Origin of the sequence: Bradyrhizobium sp. 62B (assembly GCF_030272265.2) — a bacterium.
GTDB lineage: Bacteria > Pseudomonadota > Alphaproteobacteria > Rhizobiales > Xanthobacteraceae > Bradyrhizobium.
Genome location: NZ_CP092841.2, coordinates 4,111,991 through 4,137,675, shown reverse-complemented (window position 1 = coordinate 4,137,675; position 25,685 = coordinate 4,111,991). Strand labels below are relative to the sequence as shown.

Annotated in this window: 27 protein-coding genes; 16 read left to right on the top strand and 11 right to left on the bottom strand. The window is 65.3% G+C overall.

Annotated features, from left to right (window positions below; translation table 11 throughout):
- The first annotated feature begins 62 nt into the window (after positions 1 to 62).
- The 3 genes from ML401_RS19575 to ML401_RS19565 all read left to right on the top strand — a co-directional run bounded on the left by ML401_RS19575 (position 63) and on the right by ML401_RS19565 (position 2,319).
- Complete coding sequence (locus ML401_RS19575; RefSeq protein ID WP_285806612.1) at positions 63 to 839, top strand: potassium channel family protein; 777 nt, start codon at positions 63 to 65, stop codon at positions 837 to 839.
- Positions 840 to 1,028: 189 nt separating this feature from the next.
- The gene (locus ML401_RS19570) at positions 1,029 to 1,397 is read left to right on the top strand and encodes a GFA family protein (RefSeq protein ID WP_194402481.1); all 369 of its coding nucleotides are present in this window, start codon (positions 1,029 to 1,031) and stop codon (positions 1,395 to 1,397) included.
- 106 nt (positions 1,398 to 1,503) lie between these two features.
- The gene (locus tag ML401_RS19565; protein WP_285806611.1) at positions 1,504 to 2,319 is read left to right on the top strand and encodes a DUF4886 domain-containing protein; all 816 of its coding nucleotides are present in this window, start codon (positions 1,504 to 1,506) and stop codon (positions 2,317 to 2,319) included.
- A 111-nt stretch (positions 2,320 to 2,430) separates the two neighbouring features.
- On the opposite strand, the gene ML401_RS19560 is transcribed toward ML401_RS19565, so the two are convergent.
- The gene (locus tag ML401_RS19560; protein WP_285806610.1) at positions 2,431 to 3,210 is read right to left on the bottom strand and encodes an exodeoxyribonuclease III; all 780 of its coding nucleotides are present in this window, start codon (positions 3,208 to 3,210) and stop codon (positions 2,431 to 2,433) included.
- 39 nt (positions 3,211 to 3,249) lie between these two features.
- Here ML401_RS19560 and ML401_RS19555 point away from each other — a divergent pair, with 39 nt between their 5' ends.
- On the top strand, positions 3,250 to 3,471 hold the full coding sequence (locus tag ML401_RS19555; RefSeq protein WP_194402478.1) for a cysteine rich repeat-containing protein: 222 nt from the start codon (positions 3,250 to 3,252) through the stop codon (positions 3,469 to 3,471).
- Between the two features lie 165 nt (positions 3,472 to 3,636).
- Here ML401_RS19555 and alr read toward each other — a convergent pair whose 3' ends face one another.
- The 3 genes from alr to ML401_RS19540 form a co-directional block, all read right to left on the bottom strand.
- Entirely contained in the window at positions 3,637 to 4,914 is a 1,278-nt protein-coding gene (gene alr, locus ML401_RS19550) for an alanine racemase (protein ID WP_211417514.1), read from the bottom strand.
- Positions 4,915 to 4,960: 46 nt separating this feature from the next.
- Entirely contained in the window at positions 4,961 to 6,469 is a 1,509-nt protein-coding gene (locus ML401_RS19545; protein WP_194402477.1) for a replicative DNA helicase, read from the bottom strand.
- Positions 6,470 to 7,236: 767 nt separating this feature from the next.
- Positions 7,237 to 8,487, bottom strand: coding sequence for a cyclopropane-fatty-acyl-phospholipid synthase family protein (locus ML401_RS19540; protein ID WP_285806609.1), 1,251 nt, complete (start codon positions 8,485 to 8,487; stop codon positions 7,237 to 7,239).
- A 290-nt stretch (positions 8,488 to 8,777) separates the two neighbouring features.
- Here ML401_RS19540 and ML401_RS19535 point away from each other — a divergent pair, with 290 nt between their 5' ends.
- The 3 genes from ML401_RS19535 (at position 8,778) to ML401_RS19525 (ending at position 10,890) form a co-directional block, all read left to right on the top strand.
- Positions 8,778 to 9,707 carry a hypothetical protein gene (locus ML401_RS19535; protein WP_285806608.1) on the top strand — a complete coding sequence of 310 codons (930 nt, stop codon included), beginning with the start codon at positions 8,778 to 8,780 and terminating at the stop codon, positions 9,705 to 9,707.
- Positions 9,708 to 9,814: 107 nt separating this feature from the next.
- The gene (locus ML401_RS19530; protein ID WP_285806607.1) at positions 9,815 to 10,411 is read left to right on the top strand and encodes a TetR/AcrR family transcriptional regulator; all 597 of its coding nucleotides are present in this window, start codon (positions 9,815 to 9,817) and stop codon (positions 10,409 to 10,411) included.
- Between the two features lie 11 nt (positions 10,412 to 10,422).
- Positions 10,423 to 10,890, top strand: coding sequence for a PaaI family thioesterase (locus ML401_RS19525; RefSeq protein WP_126258268.1), 468 nt, complete (start codon positions 10,423 to 10,425; stop codon positions 10,888 to 10,890).
- A gap of 37 nt (positions 10,891 to 10,927) precedes the next feature.
- On the opposite strand, the gene rplI is transcribed toward ML401_RS19525, so the two are convergent.
- The 4 genes from rplI to rpsF all read right to left on the bottom strand — a co-directional run bounded on the left by rplI (position 10,928) and on the right by rpsF (position 13,432).
- Entirely contained in the window at positions 10,928 to 11,527 is a 600-nt protein-coding gene (rplI, locus tag ML401_RS19520) for a 50S ribosomal protein L9 (protein ID WP_211417380.1), read from the bottom strand.
- A gap of 50 nt (positions 11,528 to 11,577) precedes the next feature.
- Positions 11,578 to 12,555: a DUF2232 domain-containing protein gene (locus tag ML401_RS19515; protein ID WP_211417379.1), complete on the bottom strand. Its 978-nt coding sequence runs from the start codon at positions 12,553 to 12,555 to the stop codon at positions 11,578 to 11,580.
- A 128-nt stretch (positions 12,556 to 12,683) separates the two neighbouring features.
- A complete protein-coding gene (gene rpsR / locus ML401_RS19510; protein WP_007592020.1) occupies positions 12,684 to 12,923 on the bottom strand; it encodes a 30S ribosomal protein S18 in 240 nt (79 codons plus the stop codon).
- A gap of 5 nt (positions 12,924 to 12,928) precedes the next feature.
- Positions 12,929 to 13,432, bottom strand: a complete 504-nt coding sequence (gene rpsF / locus ML401_RS19505; protein WP_008133548.1) for a 30S ribosomal protein S6 — start codon at positions 13,430 to 13,432, stop codon at positions 12,929 to 12,931.
- Between the two features lie 341 nt (positions 13,433 to 13,773).
- Here rpsF and ML401_RS19500 point away from each other — a divergent pair, with 341 nt between their 5' ends.
- From ML401_RS19500 to gmk, 9 genes are all read left to right on the top strand, one after another.
- Complete coding sequence (locus ML401_RS19500; RefSeq protein WP_285806606.1) at positions 13,774 to 14,466, top strand: TetR/AcrR family transcriptional regulator C-terminal domain-containing protein; 693 nt, start codon at positions 13,774 to 13,776, stop codon at positions 14,464 to 14,466.
- Between the two features lie 3 nt (positions 14,467 to 14,469).
- The gene (locus ML401_RS19495) at positions 14,470 to 15,495 is read left to right on the top strand and encodes a fatty acid desaturase family protein (protein WP_285806605.1); all 1,026 of its coding nucleotides are present in this window, start codon (positions 14,470 to 14,472) and stop codon (positions 15,493 to 15,495) included.
- 202 nt (positions 15,496 to 15,697) lie between these two features.
- A complete protein-coding gene (gene fabD, locus ML401_RS19490) occupies positions 15,698 to 16,657 on the top strand; it encodes an ACP S-malonyltransferase (protein ID WP_285806604.1) in 960 nt (319 codons plus the stop codon).
- Between the two features lie 67 nt (positions 16,658 to 16,724).
- Entirely contained in the window at positions 16,725 to 17,462 is a 738-nt protein-coding gene (gene fabG, locus ML401_RS19485; RefSeq protein ID WP_211417375.1) for a 3-oxoacyl-[acyl-carrier-protein] reductase, read from the top strand.
- A gap of 311 nt (positions 17,463 to 17,773) precedes the next feature.
- On the top strand, positions 17,774 to 18,013 hold the full coding sequence (locus tag ML401_RS19480) for an acyl carrier protein (protein WP_008130699.1): 240 nt from the start codon (positions 17,774 to 17,776) through the stop codon (positions 18,011 to 18,013).
- A 108-nt stretch (positions 18,014 to 18,121) separates the two neighbouring features.
- Positions 18,122 to 19,387, top strand: a complete 1,266-nt coding sequence (fabF, locus tag ML401_RS19475) for a beta-ketoacyl-ACP synthase II (protein ID WP_212066089.1) — start codon at positions 18,122 to 18,124, stop codon at positions 19,385 to 19,387.
- Positions 19,388 to 19,510: 123 nt separating this feature from the next.
- Complete coding sequence (mltG, locus tag ML401_RS19470) at positions 19,511 to 20,785, top strand: endolytic transglycosylase MltG (RefSeq protein WP_259211273.1); 1,275 nt, start codon at positions 19,511 to 19,513, stop codon at positions 20,783 to 20,785.
- 115 nt (positions 20,786 to 20,900) lie between these two features.
- Positions 20,901 to 21,788 carry a YicC/YloC family endoribonuclease gene (locus tag ML401_RS19465; protein ID WP_285806603.1) on the top strand — a complete coding sequence of 296 codons (888 nt, stop codon included), beginning with the start codon at positions 20,901 to 20,903 and terminating at the stop codon, positions 21,786 to 21,788.
- A 3-nt stretch (positions 21,789 to 21,791) separates the two neighbouring features.
- Positions 21,792 to 22,451 (top strand): guanylate kinase, encoded by a 660-nt coding sequence (gene gmk, locus ML401_RS19460; protein ID WP_211417371.1) that lies wholly within the window; start codon positions 21,792 to 21,794, stop codon positions 22,449 to 22,451.
- On the opposite strand, the gene ML401_RS19455 is transcribed toward gmk, so the two are convergent.
- The 3 genes from ML401_RS19455 to ML401_RS19445 form a co-directional block, all read right to left on the bottom strand.
- Positions 22,384 to 23,625, bottom strand: a complete 1,242-nt coding sequence (locus tag ML401_RS19455; protein WP_376717285.1) for a hypothetical protein — start codon at positions 23,623 to 23,625, stop codon at positions 22,384 to 22,386. The two genes, gmk and ML401_RS19455, sit on opposite strands and share 68 nt — an antisense overlap.
- Before the next feature lie 128 nt (positions 23,626 to 23,753).
- Positions 23,754 to 24,260 carry a hypothetical protein gene (locus tag ML401_RS19450; protein ID WP_285806601.1) on the bottom strand — a complete coding sequence of 169 codons (507 nt, stop codon included), beginning with the start codon at positions 24,258 to 24,260 and terminating at the stop codon, positions 23,754 to 23,756.
- Positions 24,261 to 24,297: 37 nt separating this feature from the next.
- Positions 24,298 to 25,638, bottom strand: coding sequence for a caspase family protein (locus ML401_RS19445; RefSeq protein ID WP_212066096.1), 1,341 nt, complete (start codon positions 25,636 to 25,638; stop codon positions 24,298 to 24,300).
- Positions 25,639 to 25,685: the final 47 nt, after the last annotated feature.

Below are 25,685 nucleotides of genomic sequence, written 5' to 3'. Positions count from 1 at the left end.
GGCGTGAACTTGCGGGGTGCGCTCCCAACTGCAATCATCCGTGCAAACCGGATAATGATGCAGTGTCCCTGAGATCCCTCAGAAGCAACGTCCGTCGCCTCTATGAGGGCGAAACGCCCAGTGGCGTGCGCTTCCGCTATGCGCTGCTCGCCTTCGATATCGTGACGGTGCTGTTCATCATCGCGACTTCGTTCCTGCCACCCAGTGAGGTCTTCGAAACGCTCGACGTCGTGTTCGGCGTGCTGCTGCTCGCCGATTTCTCGGCCCGGCTCCTCGTCAGCCGGCATCCGTTTCGAAAGTTCGGTCAGCTCGCGACCTGGGCCGACATGGTCGCGATCGTATCCTTTCTGGCGCCGCTTGCCGGCGAAGCGGCCGGCTTCCTGCGGATTTTGCGGACGCTGAGACTGCTTCGGGATTATCAGGTATTGGTGAGGCTCCGCATAGATTTCCCGTTCTTTCGTCGCAACGAGGACGTCATCTTCGCGGTGACGAACCTCGCAGTTTTCATCTTTGTCATGACGGGCGTCGTCTATGAGACCCAGAAGTTTCGCAACGGCGAGATACACAATTATGCCGATGCGCTGTATTTCACGGTCACGGCGCTGACGACGACCGGGTTCGGCGACATCACCTTGCCGGGGACACTCGGCCGGCTCATCACCGTCGTGATCATGATCTTCGGCGTCACCCTGTTCTTCAATCTGGCACGCGCCCTCATCAGCCCCAGCAAGGTCCGATTTCCCTGTCCGGCTTGCGGGCTGCAAAGGCACGACGCCGACGCTGTGCATTGCAAGGCTTGTGGGGTCGTCCTCAATATTCCCGACGAAGGGGCAGCCTGACGCGCTTTGTGCGGTCGGGCGACGCCGCTGCAGCCGGAATTTCGGAGGCGCTAAGCCATTGATTCGACTAGAGCCGGCTACTGTGCATGGGGTTGTTTTCGCATTTATTGCCCATGCACTGCGCTGCTGACAGCATGTTGGCAGCAGGGGCAGGCTACGACCAGCTCCTGACAAGGCGGGGAGCGGATCATGCCGATCGAGGCAAGCTGTCATTGTGGTGAGACGGTGTTCGAGGTGACGGAGGCGCCATCGAACGTGACGCGCTGCACGTGTTCGCTCTGTGCCAAGCGCGGGGCGTTGTGGGCCTATTACACGCCGGCGCAGTTTCGCCTGCTGTCACCGCCGGACAATGTCGCGACCTATCTGTGGGGCAGCCGCACGGTGAAGCACCATTTCTGCGCGAGTTGCGGTTGCGGCACCTATTCGGAGTCGCCGGACTGGTCGACCGGCAAGCCCGATTTCGACAATCCCAAGGTCGCAGTGAACGCGCGTCTGTTTGACGATTTCGATCTCGACGCTGTGCCGGTGAACATGATCGACGGCAGGAATCTGTGGTGAACCAATCTGTGGTGAATCGCCGCGCATGTCCGCCGCGCGTTCGTGCTCTTGAGGCCGTTTTGAAAAGCTGATTTGGTTTCGGCCCTGGAAAAATAGGGAGGAAGCCATGATGCGTCTTTTTTCGCGAGTGATGCTCGCAATGTGTCTGGCCGTTGCAGCCGGCCTCAATGCACAGGCGCAGACCAAGCCGAAGGTCACCTCGCTCGGGCCGGACTTCCCTAAGGCCGTGCTGTTCGTCGGCAACAGCTTCTTCTACTACAACAACGGCATGCCCGGGCATCTCACCTTCATGGAGCGGGCTGCCGATCCCGCCAACAAGATGGCCTATCGCAACACCATGGCCACGATCGGCGGCTCCGGCCTCGACTGGCACGACATGGACAATCTGCTGCGGCCGGGCGGCCTCGGCGCCTATTCCTTCGACGAGCAGAACAACGTCATCTTCAACAAGCCGGGCCGGCAATACGACGCCGTCGTGATGATGGATTGCAGCCAGTGCCCGATCCATCCGCAATTGAAGGATGCCTTCGTCACGTTCGCGAAGAAGGACAGCGACATCGTTCGCGCCCACGGCCTGCGGCCGGTGTTTTTTATGTCCTGGGCCTATGCGGACAAGCCTGAGATGACGGAGCAACTGGCCGAAGCCTATACGACCGCCGGCAATGCCAACGACGCGCTGGTCATTCCCGCAGGTCTTGCCTTCGCGCGCGTGCGCAAGTTGCAGCCGGAGCTCAATCTCTATGCGCCGGACAAGCGGCATCCGAGCCCGGCGGGCACGTATCTTGCGGCCTGCGTGACATTCGCGGCGGTGACGGGACGCTCGCCGGTCGGAAATTCGTACGTGATGGGGCTGGATGCGCCGACGGTCGAGCTGCTGCAAAAGGCGGCGTGGGACACGGTGCAGGACTATTACGGGCGGTGATCAACGACGCGATCTTGTGGGGTGGATTAGCGCAGCGTAATCCACCAACTTGGTCACCGCGGAAAGAGAAGTGGTGGATTACGCCTTCAGCTGATCCACCCTACGGCACCGTCATCGTGGCTCTTTCAACACCACCCATGCGGGCGCGTGATCGCTGGCGCCTTCCTCGCCGCGGACGTCTCTGTCGACGCCGGCCTTCGTCAGCCGCGGGGCGAGGGCAGGGCTGAGCAGGAGATGATCCAGCCTGAGGCCCGCATCGCGCGGCCAGCGGTTCCGCTTGTAGTCCCAGAACGTGTAGATGCGTTTGTCCGGATGCTGCTCGCGGATCGCATCGCACCAGCCCTGCGAGACGAGCGAGGCATAGGCCGCGCGGCTCTTCGGCTGCACCAGCGCATCCTTGTCCCATGAGCGCGTCGGATAGATGTCGATCTCCGTTGGCGCGACGTTGTAATCGCCGGCGAGAACGACGGGCAGATCCTGCTTGATGAAACTGCTGGCGTGGCGCCTGAGCCGCGCGAGCCAGTCGAGCTTGTAGTCGAATTTCGGCCCCGGCTGCGGATTGCCGTTGGGCAGATAGATGCTGGTGACAATGATGCCGCGCACGGCGGCCTCGATGTAGCGGGCTTCGTGATCGCTGGGTCTTCCAGGCAAACGGTCGCGCGTGAGAATCGGCTCGGCCTTGCGGGCGAGGATGGCGACCCCGTTCCAGGTCTTTTGTCCGTGCCACACCGCGCCATAACCGGCCTTTTCGATCGCGGTCGCCGGAAATTCGCCATCACTTGCCTTCAATTCCTGAAGCGCGACGACATCGGGCTTTGCCGCGCGCAGCCATGCCAAGAGATTGGGCAGGCGGCGGTTGATGTTGTTGATGTTGAATGTCGCGATCTTCATGTAGAGCTACCGGCTCCTGCCTTCCGTCCCGGAGATACAATGTCCAAGTTGAACTTTGCCGCTATCGTCGTCGCTGTCGCGCTCTCCGGGCCCGCGTCGGCACAATCGCCCGACCCGCGCGGCGCGTGCAAGGCAGACTACGACAAATTCTGCGCCGGCATTGCGCCCGGCGGCGGCCGCATCGTCGCCTGCCTCACCGAGAAGCGCGACCAGCTCAGCGCGACCTGCAAGTCGGTGCTGGACAACAGAAAGAAGAAGTAGGTCGACACTCTCGTGTCCCGGACGCGCGTGGCGCGAGCCGGGACCCGGAAGGCGGCACAGCATAATTCGGAGAGATGGGCACCGGCTCTGCAGCGCACCGCTCCCGGACGATGCTTCGCATCGCCTAGACAGCGCTGCGCAGCGTCCGGGGCACGCGAGCGTTGCTCAGCCCGGCACCGGCGGCGGGGCTGTGGGTGGCTCGATCGGCGGCGGGGAGGGCGGCTGAACGGTCGCTTGCGCCGGCTCCGGCTTTGCCAGCGGCTCCTCCACATGGCCACCCTTGTAGATGCGGGCATAGCGGTGGCCGAGGCTGGTCAGCACCTCATAGCCGATGGTGCCGAAATGATGTGCGAGCTCGTCGACGGTGATGCCCTCGCCGAGCAGCGTCACCATGTGGCCACGCCGCGCCGCATTCGGCGGCAGATCGGTGATGTCGATCGCGATGAGGTCCATTGAAATACGTCCGGCTACCGGGCAGCGTTTGCCGGCAACGATGACCTCGGCGCCGCGCGTGCCGTCATTGGAGCTGGCGGCGCGGAAATAGCCGTCGGCATAACCGACTGCGATGATCGCGAGCTTCGTCGGCCGCCGCGCGGTCCAGGTGCCGCCATAGCCGACGCTCTCGCCGCGCTCGATGGTGCGGGTCTGCACGATGCGCGCCTTGAGGTCGACCACCTGCTGCATCGGATTGTCGGCCTCCGGCGTCGGGTTGACGCCGTAGAGGGCCGCGCCCGGCCGCACCAGGTCGAACTGGAACGGTGCGCCGAGGAAGATGCCGGAGGAATTGGCGAGCGCTGCCGGCACGCCGGAGAATTCGCTGGCGATGCTGCGGAAGGCGGCGAGCTGCCTGGCGTTGACAGGGCTGTTCAGTTGCTCGGCCGAGACCAGATGGCTCATCACCAGCGTGATGCCGTGATCGCCGGCGTTGATGCGGGGGATGATGGCCTGCGCCTCCTGGAGCGTCAGCCCGAGCCGGTTCATGCCGGTGTCGATGTGGATGGCGGCGCCGCCGTTCCACCCCGTCCGGCGGCAGAACACGTCCCATTCGGCGAGCTCGTTGAGGTCGCCGATCACCGGGCGGCAATTGATCTTGGCGTAGTGCTCGCCGGTGTTCTGGAAATAGCCGCCGAGCACGTAGATCGTGGGCTCCGGGACGGCCGCGCGCACCTTGCGCGCTTCCTCGATGGTGGCGACGAAGAAGGTCTTGCAGCCGGCCTTGCTCAGCGCACGCGCGACCTCGGCAGCGCCGCAGCCATAGGCGTCGGCCTTGATCACCGCCGAGCATTCGGCGGGCACCGCCGTCTTCTCGAGCCTGCGCCAATTGGCGATGACGGCGTCGAGATCGACGGTCAGCACGCCGCCATAGGAGGCGAGCGCGGCGGCCTGATTGGCCTCCGCGGAGAGAAGGCCGGATTGCGGGTTCATTTTCGGGTCGGACGCCATTGTCATGGCGCCGTTTTACGCAAGAGGAAGTTGCTGTTCAAGGAACTCAGTAGTCGTTGCCGCTACGAACCGGCAGCTGACTGTCAGGCGCGAGGTCGCCGAACCGCGTGACCGAGGCTTCGAAAGCCAGATCGACGGTGCCGGTCGGGCCGTGGCGCTGCTTGCCGATGATGACTTCGGCCTTGCCGTGCGCAAGGCTCATATCCAGCTGCCACTTCTCGTGTTCAGGCGTGCCCGGGCGGGGCTCCTTCATCGCGAGGTAATATTCCTCGCGGTAAACGAACAGCACGACGTCGGCGTCCTGCTCGATCGATCCGGATTCACGCAAGTCGGAGAGCTGCGGCCGCTTGTCGTCGCGCGATTCCACCTGACGCGAGAGCTGCGACAGCGCGATCACGGGAACGTTGAGCTCTTTGGCCAGCGCCTTCAGGCTGGTCGTGATCTCCGTGATTTCCTGCACGCGATTGTCGCTCCGCTTGCCGGAGCCCGAGAGCAGCTGGATGTAGTCGATGACGAGCAGGTCGAGGCCCTTCTGGCGCTTCAGCCGGCGCGCCCGCGCCATCAGCTGCGCGATCGACAGGCCGCCGGTGGCGTCCACGTAGAAGGGCAGCGACTGCAGCTCGATCGAGACCTCTCGGATCTTGTCGAAATCGGCTTCCGAGATGCCGCCGCGGCGGATGTGGGAGGAGGGGACGCCGGTGCGCTCGGCCACGATACGCGTGGCGAGCTGGTCGGCCGACATTTCGCAGGAGAAGAACCCGATCACGCCGCCATTGGCGGCCTTCGTGGTCCCGTCGGCCTGGAGCTCCGGAACGTAGGCTCGTGCGACGTTGTAGGCGATGTTGGTCGCAAGAGAGGTCTTGCCCATGCCGGGACGGCCCGCGACGATGATGAGGTCGGAGTGCTGCAGGCCGCCCATCTTGGTGTCGAGGTCGCGCATGCCCGTCGAGATGCCGGACAGCTTGCCGTCGCGCTGGAACGCCTTGGCCGCGAGATCGACCGCGACCGCCAGTGCCTGCGAGAATTTCTGGAAGCCGCCGTCATAGCGGCCGGATTCGGCGAGCTCGTAGAGCTTGCGCTCGGCGTCCTCGATCTGCGCCCGCGGCTGGAAGTCGACCGGCGCGTCATAGGCGACATTGACCATGTCCTCGCCGATGCCGATCAGGTCGCGCCGTAGTGACAGGTCGTAGACGGTGCGGCCGTAATCCTGGGCATTGATGATGGTGGTCGCTTCGGCGGCGAGCCGCGCAAGATATTGCCCGATGGTCATGCCGCCGACATCGGTGTCGGCGGGCAGGAACGTCTTCAGCGTGACGGGCGTCGCGATCTTGCCCATCCGGATCAGGCTGCCGGCGGTCTCGAAGATGGTCTGGTGCAGCGGCTCGAAGAAATGCTTCGCTTCCAGGAAGTCGGAGACGCGGTAGAAGGCGTCATTGTTGACAAGGATCGCGCCCAGAAGGCTCTGTTCCGCCTCGATATTATGCGGAGCGCTCCGATAGGCGGGCGTTCCGGCGTCGGGCGCGAGTTTGAGAACGTTCGAATCAGTCAGGGCCATGGTCGGACGTACTTAGCAATTTTCTTGGGCGGATGCGGGGCCGGGATAAAGCGCCGCCGCGGGTCAAAGCGAAAGCGAAAGCTGACCGCTATCAACCGCTCAGTGAAAATGGTGGATGATTAGCAGTCGCAGCACGCGCCGCGCTTGACGGATTTTTGCGGAACCTGCTCCGGCGCCGGAAACGGCCGCGACCGTGCCATGGAAAAATCCGGAAACCATGAACTTTATGGGTTTGCGCGCAGACGTATCAAGAAGCGCGCGAAAATGGGCGCACGGCGAACCGCTTTCGGCGCGGCTTCAGACCAGCAGGAGGTAGACCAGCGCAACCAGAGCCGCCCCGACGCCGGTAACGATCAGGGCGTAATCGGTGCGGAGGTCGTCCTGCACGTCAAACGAGGTTTGGGTCTCTTTGCTCATGGCGACGGTCTAAGCCAGGCCCGACCAGACTTATGTGAAGTGGATCACATCTCCCCGGATTCTTTCGGGGGTATGACCGGAACAGGCGGACGGGAAGGGAATTGTCTCCCACGGTCCGCCAACAGGGAACGAGGCAAGCGATGCGGCCAGAACGGCAGCACCAGATTTGGCGAAGCGAGGCAGGTAGCCGGCTTTGGCTGTCGGGACTGATTGCGGCCATGGAGCACGCTGAACGCCCCGAAGTGCGTCGCGAGCCCGTTGCACCCGCAATCCTGGTGGAACTGCGGGCCCAACTGGCGTTAACGGCCCTTGCCCGGTTCTCCCCGCTTTCGACCCTGCGTCACTAGGATCTATTCACTCGCCAGCTGAAGCCTCGGCCTGGCCGCAGCTTCGCGAGCCCGCAGCCGGCTTTCTTCGCGCGGCAAGTAGTCGCGGGTGATCGGTACCACGCCCTGGCGGCGCGTGAGCTGGATCTGGAAATTCATCATGGCCTGCTTGCGGAACGTCATCTCGCAGGCCGCCAGATAAAATTCCCACATCAAGGCGAAGCGCTCGTCGTAGAGCTGCACCGCCTCCTCGCGCCGCGCCATGAAACGTTCCCTCCAGGCTTTGAGCGTTTCTGCGTAGTGCAGACGCAGGATCTCGATATCGCAGACCAAGAGGCCGGCGCGCTCGATCGCCGGCAGCACTTCCGACAAGGCCGGGATGTAGCCGCCGGGGAAGATGTATTTGTCGATCCAGGGGTTGGTCGAATCCGGGCCCTGCGAACGGCCGATCGAGTGCAGCAGCATGATGCCGTTCTCGCTGAGCAGCCCGGCACAGCGCTGGAAATAGGTGTCGTAGAAATGGGCGCCGACATGCTCGAACATGCCGACCGAGACGATGCGGTCGAACGGACCGTCGATGTCGCGATAGTCCTGGAGCAGGAATCTGGCCGAGCCGGTCAGGCCCTTTTCGGCCGCGCGCGCATTGGCGATCTGCAACTGCTCGGTGGAGAGCGTGATGCCGGTGACGTCGGCGCCGGCGATCTCGGCGAGATAGAGCCCGAGCCCGCCCCAGCCGGAGCCGATGTCGAGTACGCGCTGACCCGGCTTGGCGCGCAGCTTGGCAGCGATGTGCCGCTTCTTGGCCAGCTGCGCGTCGTCGAGGGTCGCGTCCTGCGTCTCGAAATAGGCGCAGCTGTATTGCTTGTCGGCGTCCAGGAAGAGCGAATAGAGCCGGGCGTCGAGATCATAATGATGTGCGACGTTCCGGCGGGAGCGCGAGCGCGGATTGAACTGCTTCAGGTGCCGCGTCAGATAGCGCAGATGCCACCAGGGTCTTGCCCAGTGCGGCAAGAGGTCGGGTTGATCGAGCAGGATCGCGAGGGCATCGGCGATGCTGCCGCGTTCGACGACGAACTCGCCGTCCATATAGGCCTCGCCAAGCCCGAGCTCGGGATTGACCAGGACCTTGCGTTCCGCCTCCGCAGTAACGAAGCGCACCGCGACCGGCTCGCCGGCGCCGTCGCCGACGGTGAATTTCGATCCGCTGGAGCCGGTCACCGTCAATGACCCGCGGCGGATGAATTGGGTCAGGAATCTACGCAACAATCGGTCCATCGCCACCTTCCTCTCGAGCGAACCCCAAGAGATGCGACTAGATGCGACTAACCCGGCCTTCACGTCGGACGCTCAGGTCCCGCTCTGGTTCCTATGCGTTTGCATCCAAATCTGGGGAGGGCGGGACGGCTGCGCTATTGCGCTGAGTTCACAGCCGATATTCCAAAAGCGCTTAATCACATCCTTGCGCGTGGAGGCTGCTTCCATTCGCGGCTCAATCGGATAAAAGGTGACCCGCCGCCGTGCCGGAGGCCGGCTGCACCTCTCGGAATTCAATGGAGATGATGGGAATGTCGAGCCGAGCGCTCAGCCTCGCGACGGTACTGCTTCTGATGGGCTTCGGCACCGCCGATACCGTTTTTGCGCAGGTGACCAACCTCGAGGCCGGCAAAAGCCCGTCCCAGATTTTCTCGCAGACCTGCACTGCGTGCCACAAGAGCCCGCGCGGACTTCTGAAGTCCGTCGCGCCGGGTTCGCTGCCGGGCTTCCTGCGTCAGCACTACACCACGAGCTCGGACATGGCGGGTATTCTCGCCTCCTATCTCGTCTCCAACGGTGCCACCGACACCCGCTACCAGGCCAAGGACGGCAAGAAGGACGGCGCCAAGGAAGGCGCCAAGGAAAAGGACGCGAGCACCAATCCCGAGCATCAGGGCCGCCGTCCGCGCGCCCAGGACGCCGTCAAGCCAGAGGGGGAGGCCGCTGCTCCCGCCGCGGAAGGGGCGCGCCAGAAGCGTGCCGCGCGTCCGGCCGAGGAAGGCGCGAAGCCCGAGGGCCAGGCTGCGCCCGAAGGACGCAAGGGCAAGCGCCGCGCCAAGCCCGGGCATGAGGAAGCCCCGAAGGTCGATGCCGCCGCGCCGGCCACCGAAGACAAGAAGAGCGAGCCCAAGGCGGAGACTGCCAAGCCTGAGATCGTCAAGCCTGAGACCAAGGCCGACGAGAAACCGGCTGAGTCCAAGCCTGACAGCGCCAAGGTCGAGCCCCGCGGCAGTGAGACGCCGGCGCTGCGGTCCGATCCGGTCCCTCCGGTCACGCCCGCCGCGAAGCCGGCCGAGCCCACCAAACCGGCGGAAGAGGCAGCTCCTAAGCCTGCCGCGCCGGCTGCCAGCTCTGAACCGGCGGCCAAGCCGCAGGAGCCGGCACCGCCCGCGACCGCTGCAGCTCCGCCTGCCGCGCCGGCCGAATCCTCCGGCCCACCGACGCCGCCGATCTCGCGCTAAGCCAGCCCGTTTTTGATCGACCAGCGGAGGCCGCGTTCGTCGCGGCCTCCGCATTGTATTGACCGGCGCTAGAGTAGTGCTCTAGAGTAATGCTCTAGGAGGCTCCGATGACGGCGAGTGTGCGGGATGATTTGTTGGCGGCGGGTCTCGTCGTGTTCGACCGCGTCGGCTTTGAAGCCGCGACGGTGGCCGCGATCCGCAGCAAAGCGCGGGCCTCCAATGGCAGCTTCTTTCACGCCTTCGGCTCGAAGAAGGAGCTTGCCGGTGCGCTGTTCCTGGAGGTCTTGCGGCACTATCACGCCGCGGTGCTGGCCGCGCTCGATCCCGTGCCCAATGCGGAACAGGGCATCGATCGGTTGATCCGGGCCCATCTCGACTGGGTGGTGACCAGCCGGCGCGAGGCGCGCTATCTCTTCGAGATTTCGCGCAGCGAGTGGGGCGAGGACATTCGCGACGCCCAGCGCGCGCAGAATGGGCGCCTCGCCGAAGGCATCGAGCGCTGGCGCGCGCCGCTGGTTGCAAGCGGTGAACTCTTGCCGATGACGCCGGCGATGTTCATCAGCCAGCTCATCGGTCCGGCGCAGATTTTCTGCCGCGCCTTTCTGTCGGGACGCGACCGCGCCGATCCGCGCGCCGAGACCGACACGCTGATCGCCTGCGCCATCCGCGCGCTGCGGCCATACGATCGCATCAACAAGCAATAAGGAGAGACTGCATGCGCGCCGAAGCGGATCCCGAATTTGCGCCGATTGCCGAGCACATCCATGCCAATGTCGGCCGCCAGGGCTTCATGAACCTGGTCGGCGCCGAGCTCTCGGAGTTGACGCGCGGCACCTGCACGATTGCCGTGGATCGCCGGCCGGAGCTGCTGCAGCAGCACGGCTTCTTCCACGGCGGCGTCACCGCCTTCCTGGTCGACAACGCCACGACGATCGCAGCCGCCACCTCGCGCGGCCAGCCGGCGCTGACGGCGGAATACAAGCTCAATCTGCTCTCGCCTGCGGTCGGCGAGAAGCTGATCTGCCGGGCCCGCGTGATCAAGCCGGGCCGTCAGGTCTCGGTGGTCGCAGCCGACGTGTTCTGCGTCAGCGACGGCGTCGAGAAGCACACGGCAACGGCGCTGGCCTCGATCGCGATGTTGAGCGAGGACGTCGCTGCGAAAACGAAAAGCCCGGCCGCCTGAGGCAGCCGGGCTTCGCGGTCTCGCGCGAATGCGAGGCTTACTTCTCTTCCGCGGCCGGCGCCGGCTCGACGTCGTCGGGCTCGGCTTCCGGATCGAAGAACTCGCCGGCGGCGGCGATCGCCTCGGCGGCGGCGTCGCGGTCCTCGTTGCGGGTCGAGATGTCCTCGCCACGGTTGATGCGCTCGGCCTCGTCCTGGCTGCGCGCGACGGTCACGGTGATCTCGACCTCGACCTCGGGGTGAACGGCGACGATGACCGTATGCTTGCCGATGGTCTTGATCGGCGCGTCGAGCTGCACCTGCGGACGGTCGAGGTGGACGCCGTCGGCCTCGAACGCCATGACGATGTCGCGCACCGTGACGGAGCCGAACAGCTGGCCGGCTTCCGAGGCCTGACGGATCACGATGATGTTCTTGTCCTTGATCTTCTCGGCGACCTTGGACGCCTCGCCCTTGGCCTGCAGGTTGCGGGCCTCGAGCTCGGCCTTCATGCCGTCATACTTGGAACGGTTGTCGGCGGTGGCGCGCAGCGCCTTGCCGCGCTTGAGCAGGAAATTGCGGGCATAGCCGTCGCGAACCTTCACGACTTCGCCCATCTGGCCGAGCTTGTTGACGCGTTCCAGCAAAATGACTTCCATATTCGTTCTCCTTTTGAAGTGGTTTGTAGGTTTCAGTTCCGGTGGTTGACTTAAGGGGTCGGCAGTGGCGGCGGCTGCCGGCTGCGCAGGAAGCGCTCGCGGAAGCCGAACATGGCGTCCGCAAGGCCGAGGATCACCATCGCGATCACGGGCCATCCGAACACGACCACGACGGCGTAGGTCGAGCCGAGCCAGAACGTGCGGCTCTTCAGCGCCAGCGTCAGCGTATGCAGCACGGCGAAGCCGGTCAGCGCATAGCCCATCATCAGCGCGGCCGCGGCGATCTGGGCGGCGATCGCGAGCAGCCCGCCGGTGAAGCAGAAGGCGAGCGCGATGCAGAGACCCACCAGCGTCATCGGCGGCAGCTCCGCCGTCTTCATGTCCGGCCAGGGGCGCCGCAGCCGGCCCGATGTCGCCGTGATCTTGGCGCTGAGCCAGAGGTTGAGCGTCAGCGTCATCATCGCGATGACAGTGGCCCCGGCCGGCGCGATGCGCACCAGCGCGTCGACGAACTGACCGGCTTCGCCGGAGCTCTGCGGGTCGGTGGCGCGGAGGAGGCGCATCAGGCCGCGCCGCAACGTGCCGAGGATGGTTTCGGCATCGGTCCCGAGCGTGAGCAGGGCGGCCATCGTGGTCAGCGTGGCGAAGCCCGCAAGCCACAGCAGGATGCGGCCGACCGGATACCATTCGAGCTCAGGCGCGGCGGGAGGCTCGGTAGTCGCGTCTGGCGTGACAGGTCCCACAGGACGGCTGAGCAGGACGAGATGGCCGAGCCACCACGCGGGCAGCGCGACGGTGACGGCGAAGGCGATGCAATAGGGCAGGCCGAACAGGGCGCCGAGGCCGATCGCGGCAGCGATGCCGCCGAGGCTCGCGCAAAGCGGTCCCCAGCCGATCGCGGCGACCATCAGCGGCAGCGGAGCGAGATAGAACAGGACGAGCGAGATCAGCGCGCCCGAAATGATCGAGGCGAACATCAGGGCCGACGCAGCGCCGGCGATCAGGCCAATCAGTGCAAAAGCCATCATCAGCTGTCCCGCTCCCTTCGAGCGGTTAGAGGCCACTTGCCCCAACCATCGGCGACCGGACGACCCGGAAGCCTTATGAGTTCAGAAAGTCGCGGCCGGCGGCGACGTCGCCGCCGGCCGAGTTCGTCTTAGCGAATGACGTAGGGCAGCAGGCCCAGGAACCGCGCGCGCTTGATGGCGCGGGCGAGCTCACGCTGCTTCTTCGCGGACACCGCTGTGATGCGGCTCGGCACGATCTTGCCGCGCTCGGAGACGTAACGCATCAGCAGCTTGGAGTCCTTGTAGTCGATCTTCGGAGCATTGGCGCCCGTGAACGGGCAGCTCTTGCGACGACGGAAAAACGGACGGCGTGCACCAGCTTCAGCCATTGGTCTTACTCCCCATCCGTCGTGGTGGTTTCAGCGTCTTCGCGCGGACGGCGCGGGCCGCGATCACCGCGGAAGCCACCACCGTCGCGATCGCCACCGCGGAAACCGCCTTCACGGTCGCCACGGAAACCGCCGCCTTCACGATCGCGGAAGCCGCCGCCACGGTCGTCACGCTCGCGGTCGCGGTCGGCCTTGCGCATCATCGCGGACGGGCCTTCCTCGAGCTCCTCGACGCGGACGCTGAGATAGCGGATCACGTCTTCGCTGATGCGCTCCTGGCGCTCGATCTCGGCGATCGCCGCGGACGGCGCGTCGATGTTGAGCAGCACGAAGTGCGCCTTGCGGTTCTTGTTCATGCGATAGGTGAGGGAGCGCACGCCCCAATTCTCGGTCTTGGTGACCTTGCCGCCGAGACCCTCGACGATACCGGTCATCTGCGCAGTCAGCTCTTCGACCTGCTGCGTGCTCGCGTCCTGACGCGCGAGAAAGACATGCTCATAAAGAGCCATGGTGGTCCTTTCCTCATGTTGGCGCATCGCCCGGCGTCAAGCCCTTAAGAGGCCTTCGGAAAGGACTCTGGGATTAAGCTCAGAAGGCGGAAACACGGGACGACGGGCCGACTGGCCCTGCCACACCAAAATCACGAATGATTTGCTGAGACCGTCCGTTCAGCTCCCGGCCGGGGTCTGCGGATGCGCGCCTTATACGGATTTTGACCGGCTTTGCAAGGTTGAGGGCTGGATTTCGGCTCGGATCGCCCAAGGGACGGTGCCCTCCCGCGTCCTCCAATACCAACGGGTCTTGATTTATTTGTTTGTATGTCATACAAATAACTCGGCGGAGAGATCCCATGGCGGAAAAGTCGGTCCATGAGGCGGTTGAGGCGGCGGGTGATCCCAAGCACGCCGCCCGTGCGACGCGCTCCGCCGGCCGCAAGATGCGCTCGCTGCTGCTGGATGCGGCAAGTCCGCTGTTCCGGGAGCGGGGGCTCTCGGGCACCGCGATCACCGACATCGCGGCCGCAGCGGACGCCTTTCCGAGCCAGATCACCTATTACTTCCGCACCAAGGAGGCGCTGTTCGTCGAATGCGCCTGCCGCGATTTGCTGTATCTGGCGCGTGAGACCGAGCAGGCGGCGCTGCAGGCGCGCACCCCGCGGGACTACACGCATGCGCTGGCGCAGACCGTGACGGCGAGCGATTCCGTCGCCTTCTTCGCCGAAGCCCTGACATTGACGCGCCGGCGCCAGGATCTGGCGCCTCTGGTCGAGCGCACGATCGAGCGCCTGCACGGTGAAGGCGCGCGCGCCTATGCGAGCCAGGTGGCACGGCACGGCTGGCGATCGCTGCGAGCGCCCGACGAAAGCTCGCGGCGCTTCTGGGCCGTCGCCATCGGCGTCATTCTCGAAGGCTATGCGATGGGCCGTTCGCCCGAGGCGCTCTCCGCCGAGATGCTGCGGGTGCTCGGTGAGCAGGCGAAATCCACTGACACGGCGCGCCTGCGCCTCGTCGACGACGCGTCACATTCGAATGAAGAGGGGTAGGCCATGACCGCGCTTCGCATGCGTGCCCGCGATTTCCTGACCGACGACCAGCTCGCCGACGTGCGCCAGCGCGTGACCTGGAAGGGCGTTGCGCTGATCGCGCACGCCTGGGCGCTGATCGTTGGGGCGGTTGCGCTGGTCGCCTGGTGGCCAAATCCTGTCACCTATGTTCTCGCCGTCGCCATCATCGGCTCGCGCCAGCTCGGCCTTGCGATCCTGATGCATGACGGCGCACATGGCTGCCTGTCCGCCGACGAGAAAACCAATCTGACCCTGAGCCAGCGGTTCTGCGCCTATCCGCTGTTCGCGGAGACGCGCAGCTACCGGCGCTACCACCTGCAGCATCATGCGCGCACCCAGCAGGAGGATGATCCCGACCTCGTTCTGTCGGCGCCGTTTCCGATCACTAAGCTGAGCTATCGTCGCAAGTTCATTCGCGACATCACCGGACAGACCGGCTACCAGCAGCGCAAGGCGCAGCTGCTCAACGCGCTCGGTGCGAAGGATTGGCCGTGGCGTCAGCGCCTTTCGCATTTCTGGGACAAGCTCGGTCCGCAATGCATCGTCAATGCCGTGATGTTCGCCGCGTGCGTGGCGGCCGGCGTGTGGTGGGCCTATCCGCTGCTCTGGCTGGTGCCGCTCTTGACCTGGATGATGGTCATCACCCGCATTCGCAACATCGCCGAGCACGCCGTCGTCCCCGACAGCAGCGATCCCTTGCGCAACACCCGCACCACGCATGCCAATCTTCTCGAGCGCCTGTTCATCGCGCCGTACTACGTGAACTATCACCTCGAGCATCATCTGCTGTTCTATGTGCCCTGCTACAATCTGCCGAAGGTGCACCGGCTGCTGAGCGCAAGCCGGCATGCGGACCGCATGGAGGTGCAGCCGGGCTATGCCGCCGTACTGCGGCTGGCGACGGCAAAGCCCGACGGCGACGACCGGCCGGGGCAGCTGGTGAACAGCGCGCGCCGTGCCCAGGCGGGGGCGAAGGTCGATGCCAACCAGACCGCCGGCGGGTTTTGACGCGGCGTATCCCCAGTTGAATGCCGGCCGGGGTTCCCATCTCGGCTTGACAGTCCGGCCTCGGACAGTGTCTACGGCCCCCTTTGGAGCGTGATCCGGAACCATGGCCGAGGGAGCTATGGCCAGGGAACCAGATATCAAGGCCGCGCGTAATCGGCTGCTGGTTCTTACGAGGGATCGTGCCCACAAGCAGGGAGCGCCGATGACGGCAGCATTCACATTTCCGGGGCAGGGGTCCCAGGCGGTTGGCATGGGCAAGGCCCTGGCCGACGCCTTTCCGGTGGCGCGCGCCGTGTTCGACGAGGTCGATGCAGCGCTGTCCGAGAAGCTGACGGCGATCATCTGGGATGGCCCGGCCGAAACCCTCCAGCTTACCGAAAACGCCCAGCCGGCGCTGATGGCGGTCTCTGTCGCCACCCTGCGCGTGCTGGAGGCCGAGGCCGGATTTTCCGTGGGACGAGACGCGGCCTTCGTCGCCGGTCATTCGCTCGGTGAATATTCGGCACTGGCTGCGGCCGGCAGCCTGACGCTTTCCGATACCGCCCGTCTGCTTCGCACCCGCGGTCTCGCAATGCAAAAGGCCGTCCCGGTCGGCGCCGGCGCAATGGCCGCGCTGCTCGGTCTCGACTACGAGGCCGCTATGGAGGTCGCCAATGAGGCGGCCCAGGGGCAGGTCTGCCAGGCCGCCAACGACAATGGCGGCGGGCAGGTGGTCGTCTCGGGCGACAAGGCCGCGGTTGATCGCGCCGTCGAGATCGCCAAGACCAAGGGTGCCAAGCGCGCGATGCTGCTGCCGGTGTCCGCACCGTTCCATTGCAGGCTGATGCAGCCCGCCGCCGACGCCATGGCGGAGGCGCTCTCGAAAGTCACGATCAAGGCGCCGGCCGCCCCGCTGGTGTCGAACGTGCTGGCAAGCGCCATCACCGACCCCGACGAGATCCGCCGCCGCCTGGTCGAGCAGGTCACGGGCACGGTGCGTTGGCGCGAGTCGGTTGCCTATATGGCAGGACAGGGCGTCACCCGCTTCTTCGAGATCGGCGCCGGCAAGGTGCTGACCGGTCTCGTCAAGCGCATCGCAGACGGTGCCGTCGGCGTTGCGGTGGGCGGACCCAACGACATTGCCGCCGCCAAGGATGCATTGGCCGCCGCGAAGCAGCCTTGAGTTTACGCACGATCATTCCGGAAAACCGCTGCACACTTTTCCGGATCGTGCATTGGAGGAGTTATCGATGTTCGATCTGACTGGCAAAAAGGCGCTCGTCACCGGCGCCACCGGCGGCATCGGCGGCGCGATCGCGCAGGCGCTGCACGCGCAGGGCGCCACCGTCGCGATCTCAGGGACGCGCAAGGAAGTGCTGGATGAGCTTGCCGGCAAGCTCGGCGAGCGCACCCACGTGCTGCCCTGCAATCTCTCCAAGGCCGACGAGGTCGAGGCGCTGGTGCCGGCTGCGGAAGCCGCGATGGGCCAGGTCGACATCCTCATCGCCAATGCCGGCATCACCCGTGACAATCTCTTCGTGCAGCTCCGCGACGAGGATTGGGAGGAGGTTATCAACGTCAATCTGACCTCGACCTTCCGCCTCGCGCGCGCCGCGACCAAGCTGATGATGCGCAAGCGCTTCGGCCGCATCATCGCCATCACCTCGGTGGTCGGCGTCACCGGCAATCCCGGACAAGGCAACTACACCGCCTCGAAGGCGGGCCTGATCGGCATGATCAAGACGCTCGGGGCCGAATACGCCAAGCGCGGCGTGACCGCGAACTGCATCGCGCCCGGCTTCATCAAGACGCCGATGACCGACGCGCTCAACGACAAGCAACGCGAAACGATTCTGACCAAGGTTCCGGCCGCCCGTCTGGGAACGCCCGAGGACATCGCCGCGGCCGCCGTGTACCTGAGTTCGAACGAAGCAGCCTACGTCACCGGCCAGACCATCCACGTCAACGGCGGCATGGCCATGATCTGAAGCCCTCGTTCCGCACCGCCCAGATCGGCGGCGCGGATGCGGCAAACGGCCGTTTCCGGAGCGAAATGAGGCTTGTAGTCAAGGCAATTGAAGTGTGATAACCGGACCTTCAACGGATGGGCAAAGAACGCCATTGCAGGTTTTTGAAACCCTGTATATTGGCGATGCGGAGCCTTGGCCGTCGTTCGCCGGGCCCTGTATCGGTTAGGATGGGGCCAATCAAGTTCGTAAGCGAAGGCAAGTAACACGACCACGACGGCTCGTATCGTCCCGGGGGGTCGGGTCTACAGGGAACAACACGAGGTTATGCAATGAGTGACATTGGCGAGCGGGTTAAGAAGATCGTGGTCGAACACCTTGGTGTTGAACCCGAGAAGGTTGTCGACGCTGCGAGCTTCATCGACGACCTCGGCGCCGACAGTCTGGACACCGTCGAGCTGGTGATGGCGTTCGAAGAGGAATTCGGTTGCGAGATTCCGGACGACGCCGCGGAAACGATTCTCACCGTCGGCGATGCCACGAAGTTTCTCGAGAAGAACGCGAAGAGCTAAGGCTCTTCATTTTCGCGGGGACAACATTGAAACCGGACGGGCCGCTTCGCAGCGGTCAGCCGGTTTCTTGTTATTGGCCGTGAATCTTTCGATGCGGAGTTTTCTGACATGAGGCGGGTTGTCGTCACTGGTCTCGGCATGGTGTCGCCGCTCGGCTGCGGCGTCGAACCGACCTGGAAACGCATCCTCAACGGCGAAAGCGGCGCGCGCCCGATCGAGAGCTTCGATGTCTCCGATCTTCAGACAAAATACGCCTGCACCGTCGTGCGCGGCGACGGCAGCAACGGCACCTTCAATCCCGACAAGTGGATGGAGCCGAAGGACCAGCGCAAGGTCGACGACTTCATCATCTTCGGCATGGCCGCAGCCGGCCAGGCGCTCGACGACGCCAACTGGCATCCCGAGACCGAAGAGGACAAGTGCGCGACCGGCACCATGATCGGTTCCGGCATCGGCGGCCTGAGCGGCATTGCCGAGACCGCGCTGCTCCTGAAGGAACGGGGACCCCGCAAGGTATCGCCGTTCTTCATTCCGGGCCGCCTGATCAATCTCGCCTCCGGATATGTGTCGATCAAGCACGGGCTGAAGGGCCCAAACCATTCGGTGGTCACGGCCTGCTCGACCGGCGCGCATGCGGTCGGCGATGCCGCCCGCCTGATCGCGCTGGGGGACGCCGACGTGATGGTCGCAGGCGGCGCCGAGTCGCCGATCAGCCGCATCGGTATCGCCGGCTTCAACGCCGCGCGCGCGCTCTCGACCGGCTTCAATGAGACGCCCGAGAAGGCTTCGCGTCCCTACGACAAGGACCGCGACGGTTTTGTCATGGGCGAGGGCGCCGGCGTCCTCGTGCTGGAAGAGCTCGACCACGCCCGGCGCCGCGGCGCGAAGATCTATGCCGAGGTGATCGGCTACGGTCTGTCGGGTGATGCCTATCACATTACGTCGCCGTCGCCCGATGGCGATGGCGGCTTCCGCAGCATGTCGGCCGCGCTCCGGCGCGCCGGCCTGACGGCATCCGATCTCGACTACATCAACGCGCACGGCACCTCGACACCGCTCGGCGACGAGATCGAGCTCGGTGCCGTCGAGCGCCTGCTCGGCAATGCCGCCTCCAAGGTCGCGATGTCGTCGACCAAATCGTCGACGGGGCATCTGCTCGGCGCAGCGGGTGCGATCGAAGCGATCTTCGCCATTCTCGCGATTCGCGATAATGTCGTGCCGCCGACGATCAACCTCGACAATCCGTCGGTGGAGACCGCAATCGACCTCGTGCCGCACACGGCCAAGAAGCGTGAGGTCAATGTCGCCTTGTCGAACTCGTTTGGTTTTGGCGGTACCAATGCGTCGGTGATCGTCCGGCGTTTGGCCAGTTAGCTTGAGTTTGAGACGAATCCACCGTTTTGCCGTATTCGGCGATAGTCATGGACGTGGGCGTGCATTTGGCGCGGCAGGCGATTGCCGAGCCGCTATTGAACCGGCAGGATTCAGGTTGTTTCGATGAGTGAAAGGCCGCCCATTTCGCCCCGGAGTCCGCGGGCAGCGCTCGAGCCTGAACAGCTCCCACCGCCGCCGAAGCGATCGGACCGTGCGCGCAATCCCTTCGTGGTCGTCGGCAACGCCATCATCACCCTTCTGCTGATCGCCATGCTCGGCGCCGGCGGCGTCTATTATTACGGCCGGCAGGTGCTGGAATCGCCCGGGCCGCTGAAGGACGACAAGATCGTCAACATCCCGCAGCGCGCGGGCAAGCGCGACATCGCCGAGACACTGAACCGGGAAGGCGTGACCGACGTCAATCCCTGGGTGTTCATCGCCAGCGTCGCCGCGCTGAAGGCAAGCTCGGACCTCAAGCCGGGTGAATATGCGTTCCAGAAGAACGCTTCGCTCCGCGACGTCATCGCCACCATCGTCGAGGGCAAGGTGGTGCAGCATGCCGTCACAATTCCGGAAGGCCTGACCTCCGAGCAGATCGTGGCGCGCTTGTCCGACAACGACATCTTCACCGGCAGCGTGCGCGAGCTGCCGCGCGAAGGCACGCTGCTGCCGGAGACCTACAAATTCCCGCGCGGTACCCCGCGCGAGCAGGTGGTCCAGCGCATGCAGCAGGCGCACAAACGTGTGCTCGCCGAGATCTGGGAGCGTCGCAATCAGGACATTCCGGTCAAGTCGCCGGAGCAGCTGGTGACGCTGGCCTCGATCGTGGAGAAAGAGACCGGCAAGCCCGACGAGCGCAGCCGCGTCGCCGCGGTGTTCGTCAATCGCCTGAAGCAGCGCATCAAGCTGCAGTCCGATCCGACCATCATCTATGGCCTCGTCGGCGGCAAGGGCACGCTGGGCCGCCCGATCAAGCGCAGCGAGATCACGCAGCCTTCGCCCTACAACACCTACGTAATCGAGGGCCTGCCGCCGGGCCCGATCTCCAACCCCGGCCGCGCCTCGCTGGAGGCCGCCGCCAATCCGGCCCGCACCCGCGACCTCTATTTCGTCGCCGACGGCACCGGCGGGCACGCCTTCACCGAAACCTACGACGCGCACCAGAAGAACGTCGCCAAGCTGCGCGCGATGGAAAAGCAGATCCAGAACGACACGGTCGAGCCGGCCGAGGACGCGGCGCCGCCCGCTGCCGCCGCGCCCGGGACCGTCGATACGCCGACGGCGACCACGCCGGCGCGGCCCAATCAGCAGAAAAAGCCGCCCGCGGCACGCCCCGCAACGCCGCCGTCGGCGCGGCAGGGCGCGGTGCAATCCTCGCCGCCGGTGGTCCAGCGCTAGGCGCGTTGCAGATCTGCCTGCGGACTTTGCGGATTCCACTTTCCTGCAAAATAGTCTTAAGATTCGCGTGGCTTGATGCCCCCGCGAATCCCGCGTTTCTGGAGAAATTGACCTGATGGCGCTGTCGTCCATGACCGGCTTTGCTCGAAGCCACGGCGCAAGCGGGCCGTACACGTTCGAATGGGAATTGAAGTCGGTCAACGCCAAGGGCTTTGATCTCAGGGTGCGGCTGCCGCAGGGCTTCGACGAGCTCGAGGCGCACGCCAAGAAACGCGCCGGCGAGCTTTTGTCGCGCGGCACCGTCTACGCCAATCTCACCGTCAAGCGCGCCAACGCCGCAGCTTCCGTGCGCGTCAACGAGGACGTGCTCAACGCCGTCCTGAAGGCGGCGGCTGTGATCGCCGGCAAGGTCGACGCGGTGGCCCCGAGCATCGACGGCCTGCTTGCGATCAAGGGTGTCGTCGAGGTCGCCGAGCCCGAGGGCGACGAAGAGGAGGACAAGGCCGCGCGCGCTGCTGCCGCCGAGGCCTTCGACAAGGCGCTCGATGAGCTCGTCACGATGCGCAAGCGCGAAGGTACTTCGCTGGGGCAGATCCTGACCCAGAGGGTCGACGAGATCGAGCAACTGGCGAAGAAGGCGGAAGGCGCGCCGGGGCGGAAGCCGGAGGCGATCAAGGCACGGCTTGCCGAGCAGATCGCGGCGCTGCTCGACACCTCCGACCGCTTCGACTCTGACCGTCTGATGCAAGAGGCGATCCTGATCGCCACCAAGGCCGACATCCGCGAGGAGCTCGACCGTATCGCATCCCACATCGCGCAGGCGCGTGAATTGATCGGCAAGGGCGGCCCGGTCGGCCGCAAGCTCGACTTCCTGGCGCAGGAGTTTCACCGCGAGGTCAACACCTGCTGCTCGAAGTCGAACGACATCGAGCTGACCAATACGGGGCTCGCCATGAAGAACGTGGTCGAGCAGTTCCGCGAGCAAGTCCAGAATCTGGAGTGATCGATGACATCAGGCGGTCACGGAACTGACGGTGTCGAACGGCGCGGCTTGATGTTCGTGCTGTCCTCGCCCTCGGGCGCGGGCAAGACGACGCTTTCGCGGATGTTACTCGAGCGCGAGCCGGGCTTGAAGATGTCGGTATCGGCGACGACGCGGCAGATGCGACCGGGCGAGGTCGAGGGGCGGGACTATTTCTTCGTCAGCAAGCCCAAGTTCGAGACGATGGTGGAACAGGACGAGCTGCTCGAATGGGCCACCGTCTTCGACAATCTTTACGGGACGCCCCGTGCGCCCGTCGAAGCGGCACTATCGGCCGGGCAGGACGTGCTGTTCGACATCGACTGGCAGGGCACGCAGCAACTGCACCAGAAAGCAAGCATCGACGTCGTTCGCGTCTTCATCCTGCCGCCCTCGGCGGCCGATCTCGAGAAGCGGCTGCATTCGCGCGCGCAGGATTCCGACGAGGTGATCCGCAAGCGCATGAGCCGCGCCAGCCACGAGATGAGCCACTGGGCCGAGTACGACTACATCGTCATCAACCACAATGTTGATGAGGCCTTCGCCGAGGTGCAGTCGATCCTGAAGGCCGAACGCCTCAAGCGCGAGCGGCGGATTGGCCTCGTTGGTTTCGTGCGAGCTTTGCAAGGTCAGCTTCAGGGTTAGGCTGCGGCAGCCGCGGCCCTTGCTTCGCCAGCCGTTCCAGCATCGCGGTGATCACGTCGACGTCGACGGCCTCCTCGGCCTGCACATCTTCATCGTGATCGACCGCGTCGCGGGCCACGGGCTTTGTGTCGTTGGTCTCCTTGGCCGCGAGCCGCGGCGGCGCCGCCTCGATCTCGAACGCGCCGTTGAAGATGTCGGCCTTGTCGAGCGCTGCGGCCTCGTTGCGAAGGGAAGCGGATTGGGCCGCGATCCTGCCGATCTCCTTGGTGAAGGCGGCGAGTTGCGCGGTCTGCGGCGGCCGTGCTTCGTCGAAATCGACCGGGCGCGGCTGCGTGCGCGGCGTGACGGCCGGCGTCGCACCGACCCAGGGCGCGCGGCTTCCGTCATGATCTTGCGGTGTCCAATCGTCCCAATGCCCGCGACGGTCGGCGGACTGGACGCGGACGCGTCCGCCGGCGAAGCGGTAGATCAGGCTGGCGAGGATTCCCGCGAGTGCCAGCGCGCCGCCGATCACGAGCAGCAGCATCTGGACCGAGCCGCTGGGCTTGTCGGTCGTGCTGTCTGTTGCAGCGGGCGGGAGCGGAGCAGGGGATTTTGACGGTTTTGCTTTCGACTGCGCAGCAGCTCCCCCCATGGTATTTGCCGGCTGGGGCTCTGGCGTGGTGGAGGCTGCCGGGACATCGGGCCACGGTGTGGCGACGGGAGCTTGCTGCGCGCTGCCATCAGCAGCCTGGTTCTCTGGTTGTTGTGTCGGCGGCGGGGAGGTCGGTGTGGCCGGCGCAGACGCGTTCGGCGCCTTGGGGGCCGCACGCGGCCCCACAAATTCGGCACGCGCGTCCTGCACGGTCTGCGGCGGCGGTGCGGATGAATCCGGTGGCGCGTCGGCTGCGGCCTCGGCGGTCTGCGCAGCCTTCGCGTTGTCCTTGCCGCCCGCGGCGCGCAGATACCAGCACTGCCGCTTGGTCGCGCGGTCGAGACGATAGTACCAGTGCTGTCCCTGCGGCGCGGCGCCCTTCGGCGAGGCGAGACAGTCGGCGGCCGCGTTGGCCGTGCTCGGTGGGTTCGGCGCGTTCTGCGACATTGCGGCCAGTGGCAAGCCGGCAATGACGCTGCCGACCAGCGCGGATACGAATTTTGCGGTGCGGTTGCCCATCCTGGTCTCCCGGTTACGCATGACGCAACTCTTTACCAGCCCTTTGTCATCAAAGACTTGGGTGGCAATGAGCCGCAAATCCGGAGAGGATGTGGCTTGAATTGGGCCTGCGGGGCGGTTGTTCCGCGGCGAAATCGGGCGTGTTGCGGCTACTGTTTCGCCGAACTCCAGGTTCCGCCGCAGCCGTCGGAGCGGCGCCATGTGCCGGAACCGCTGCGCGCGCCGAGGCGTCCCGATCCGGTGAAGGTCACGCCGTCGCCTTGACCCACCGTGCTCACCGCGCCGCTCGGGCTGACGGTGCCGGTGACGCCCTGGCCGATGACCTTGCCCGAGGAGACCACGACCGCGCCGGACGTGGTGCCGCCGCAGCCGACGCTGGTGACCACCCAGGCGCCGTCAAAGCCACCGCCGCTACCTCTGCCGCCGCTGCGCCGCGACGACGAGCGCGGCTCTTCAGCCGGCCTGCTCCGGCGCGCCGACGGCGTGGGCTCGGCCGAGCGGTCCGAGGAACGATCCTGGCGCGAGCCGGACAGCGACTTCTCGTCATTGCCGATCGCGCCGCCGGCGCTGCCGGACTGGGCGAAGGCGCAAGGCGGAGCGAGGGCGACGGTGAGGAGGAAAGCGATGGCGATGGGGCGGACAACGGCAATGGGCATGAGCAAGAATCCAGCAAGAATCCAGAATGAAAAGGCATCAGCGGCCGGAGCCGTCGGCACAGACGGAACCGATAATGCGGCAAGCTTTGCCAGCCTTGCCGCATTCGTCAAGCGCGGCGTCCTTCGCGCGTTGGACGCCCTCTCGCTGGACCAGCGACCAGGATTTGTCGGAGATCGCGAAGGCGCCGCAGCTTCGGCCGTAGAAGGAAAGCTCGATCGGGCATTTGGCGCCGGCGCAATTGCCGCGCGCATCCGCCACCGCGGCTCGCCGCGAGGCGTGGTTCCAGGAGATCCCCCATTTGCTGCTGTCGGGCCCGTAGACGATCGAGCCCCAGGGCTTGAGATCCTCCATCTTGCGCATGCGCAGCAGCAGGCCTTCGGTCGGCTCCCCATTCGGCGCCATCGAGATCCGCTGCTGCAATTTCGTGATGGCGCGGGTCAGGCCGTCGGGCGTGTCAGGATCGAAATTGAGCTCGTAGAGCCGCTCGCTGAGCTCGCTGAGCAGCGCGGCATCGCGCAAGGGGACGCGGTCGGGATCGGCGCGCAGACGCTCCGCGGGCAGGGGATCCGGCTGCATCGCCGCGATCTGCGGCGGGGCGGTCTGCGTCGGAGCGACGAAATAGAACGTGCCGTCGATCGGTGAGGACGACACCCAGGGCTGCTGCGCGCCCGCGGTGGCGCGCTTCACCGCAAGGCCGACCTGGTTGAAGGTCTGGAACACGTCGAGGCCAGCGACCCGGATCGTGGTCGCAAGCGCCTTGGTGTAAGGGCTGTGGCCATCGGCGCCGTCCTGGGCGACGTTGCCGGGCTGGGTCGCATAGGAGATCAGCGTGCCCTCGGGCGCACGCATCTGCGCGAGGCCGCCATCCGATGATCGCAAGCCGCGTGAGCCGAACGGGTTGTTGCGGCAGGCATCGAGGATGACGAGGTTGAGCCGCGTGCCGGAGCCCTGCATCTGGCGCAGCACGAGGTTGACGTCGGTCATCTGGAAGTCGACATCCGCCTCGCGCGTCGGATTGGCGCTAACCGGCACGAGGTAGTTGGAGCCAGCTACCTGCACGCCGTGGCCGGCATAATAGAACAGCGCGACGTCGGCGCCCTGGACCTGCCGGCCGAAACTCTGCACCGCGACGTCCATCGCGCCCTTGTCGAGATCGAGCTGGGCGCGTCCGCCGATCAGGGTGAAGCCGAGCGCACCCAGCGTCTCCGCCATCAGGCCCGCATCCTTGGATGGATTGTCGAGCGGCGTGATGTTCTTGTAGGCGGAGTTGCCGACCACCAGCGCGACGCGCTTCTCCGCCGACGCCGGCTCTGCGGTGACGACGAGCAAGGCCAGCGCCGCCAGCCCCACAACGCGATTGAAAATCCCCGCGCGCATCAAAATTCCCCAAAATAATGGGGCAGTCTAGCAGCAAGGCGTGCCGG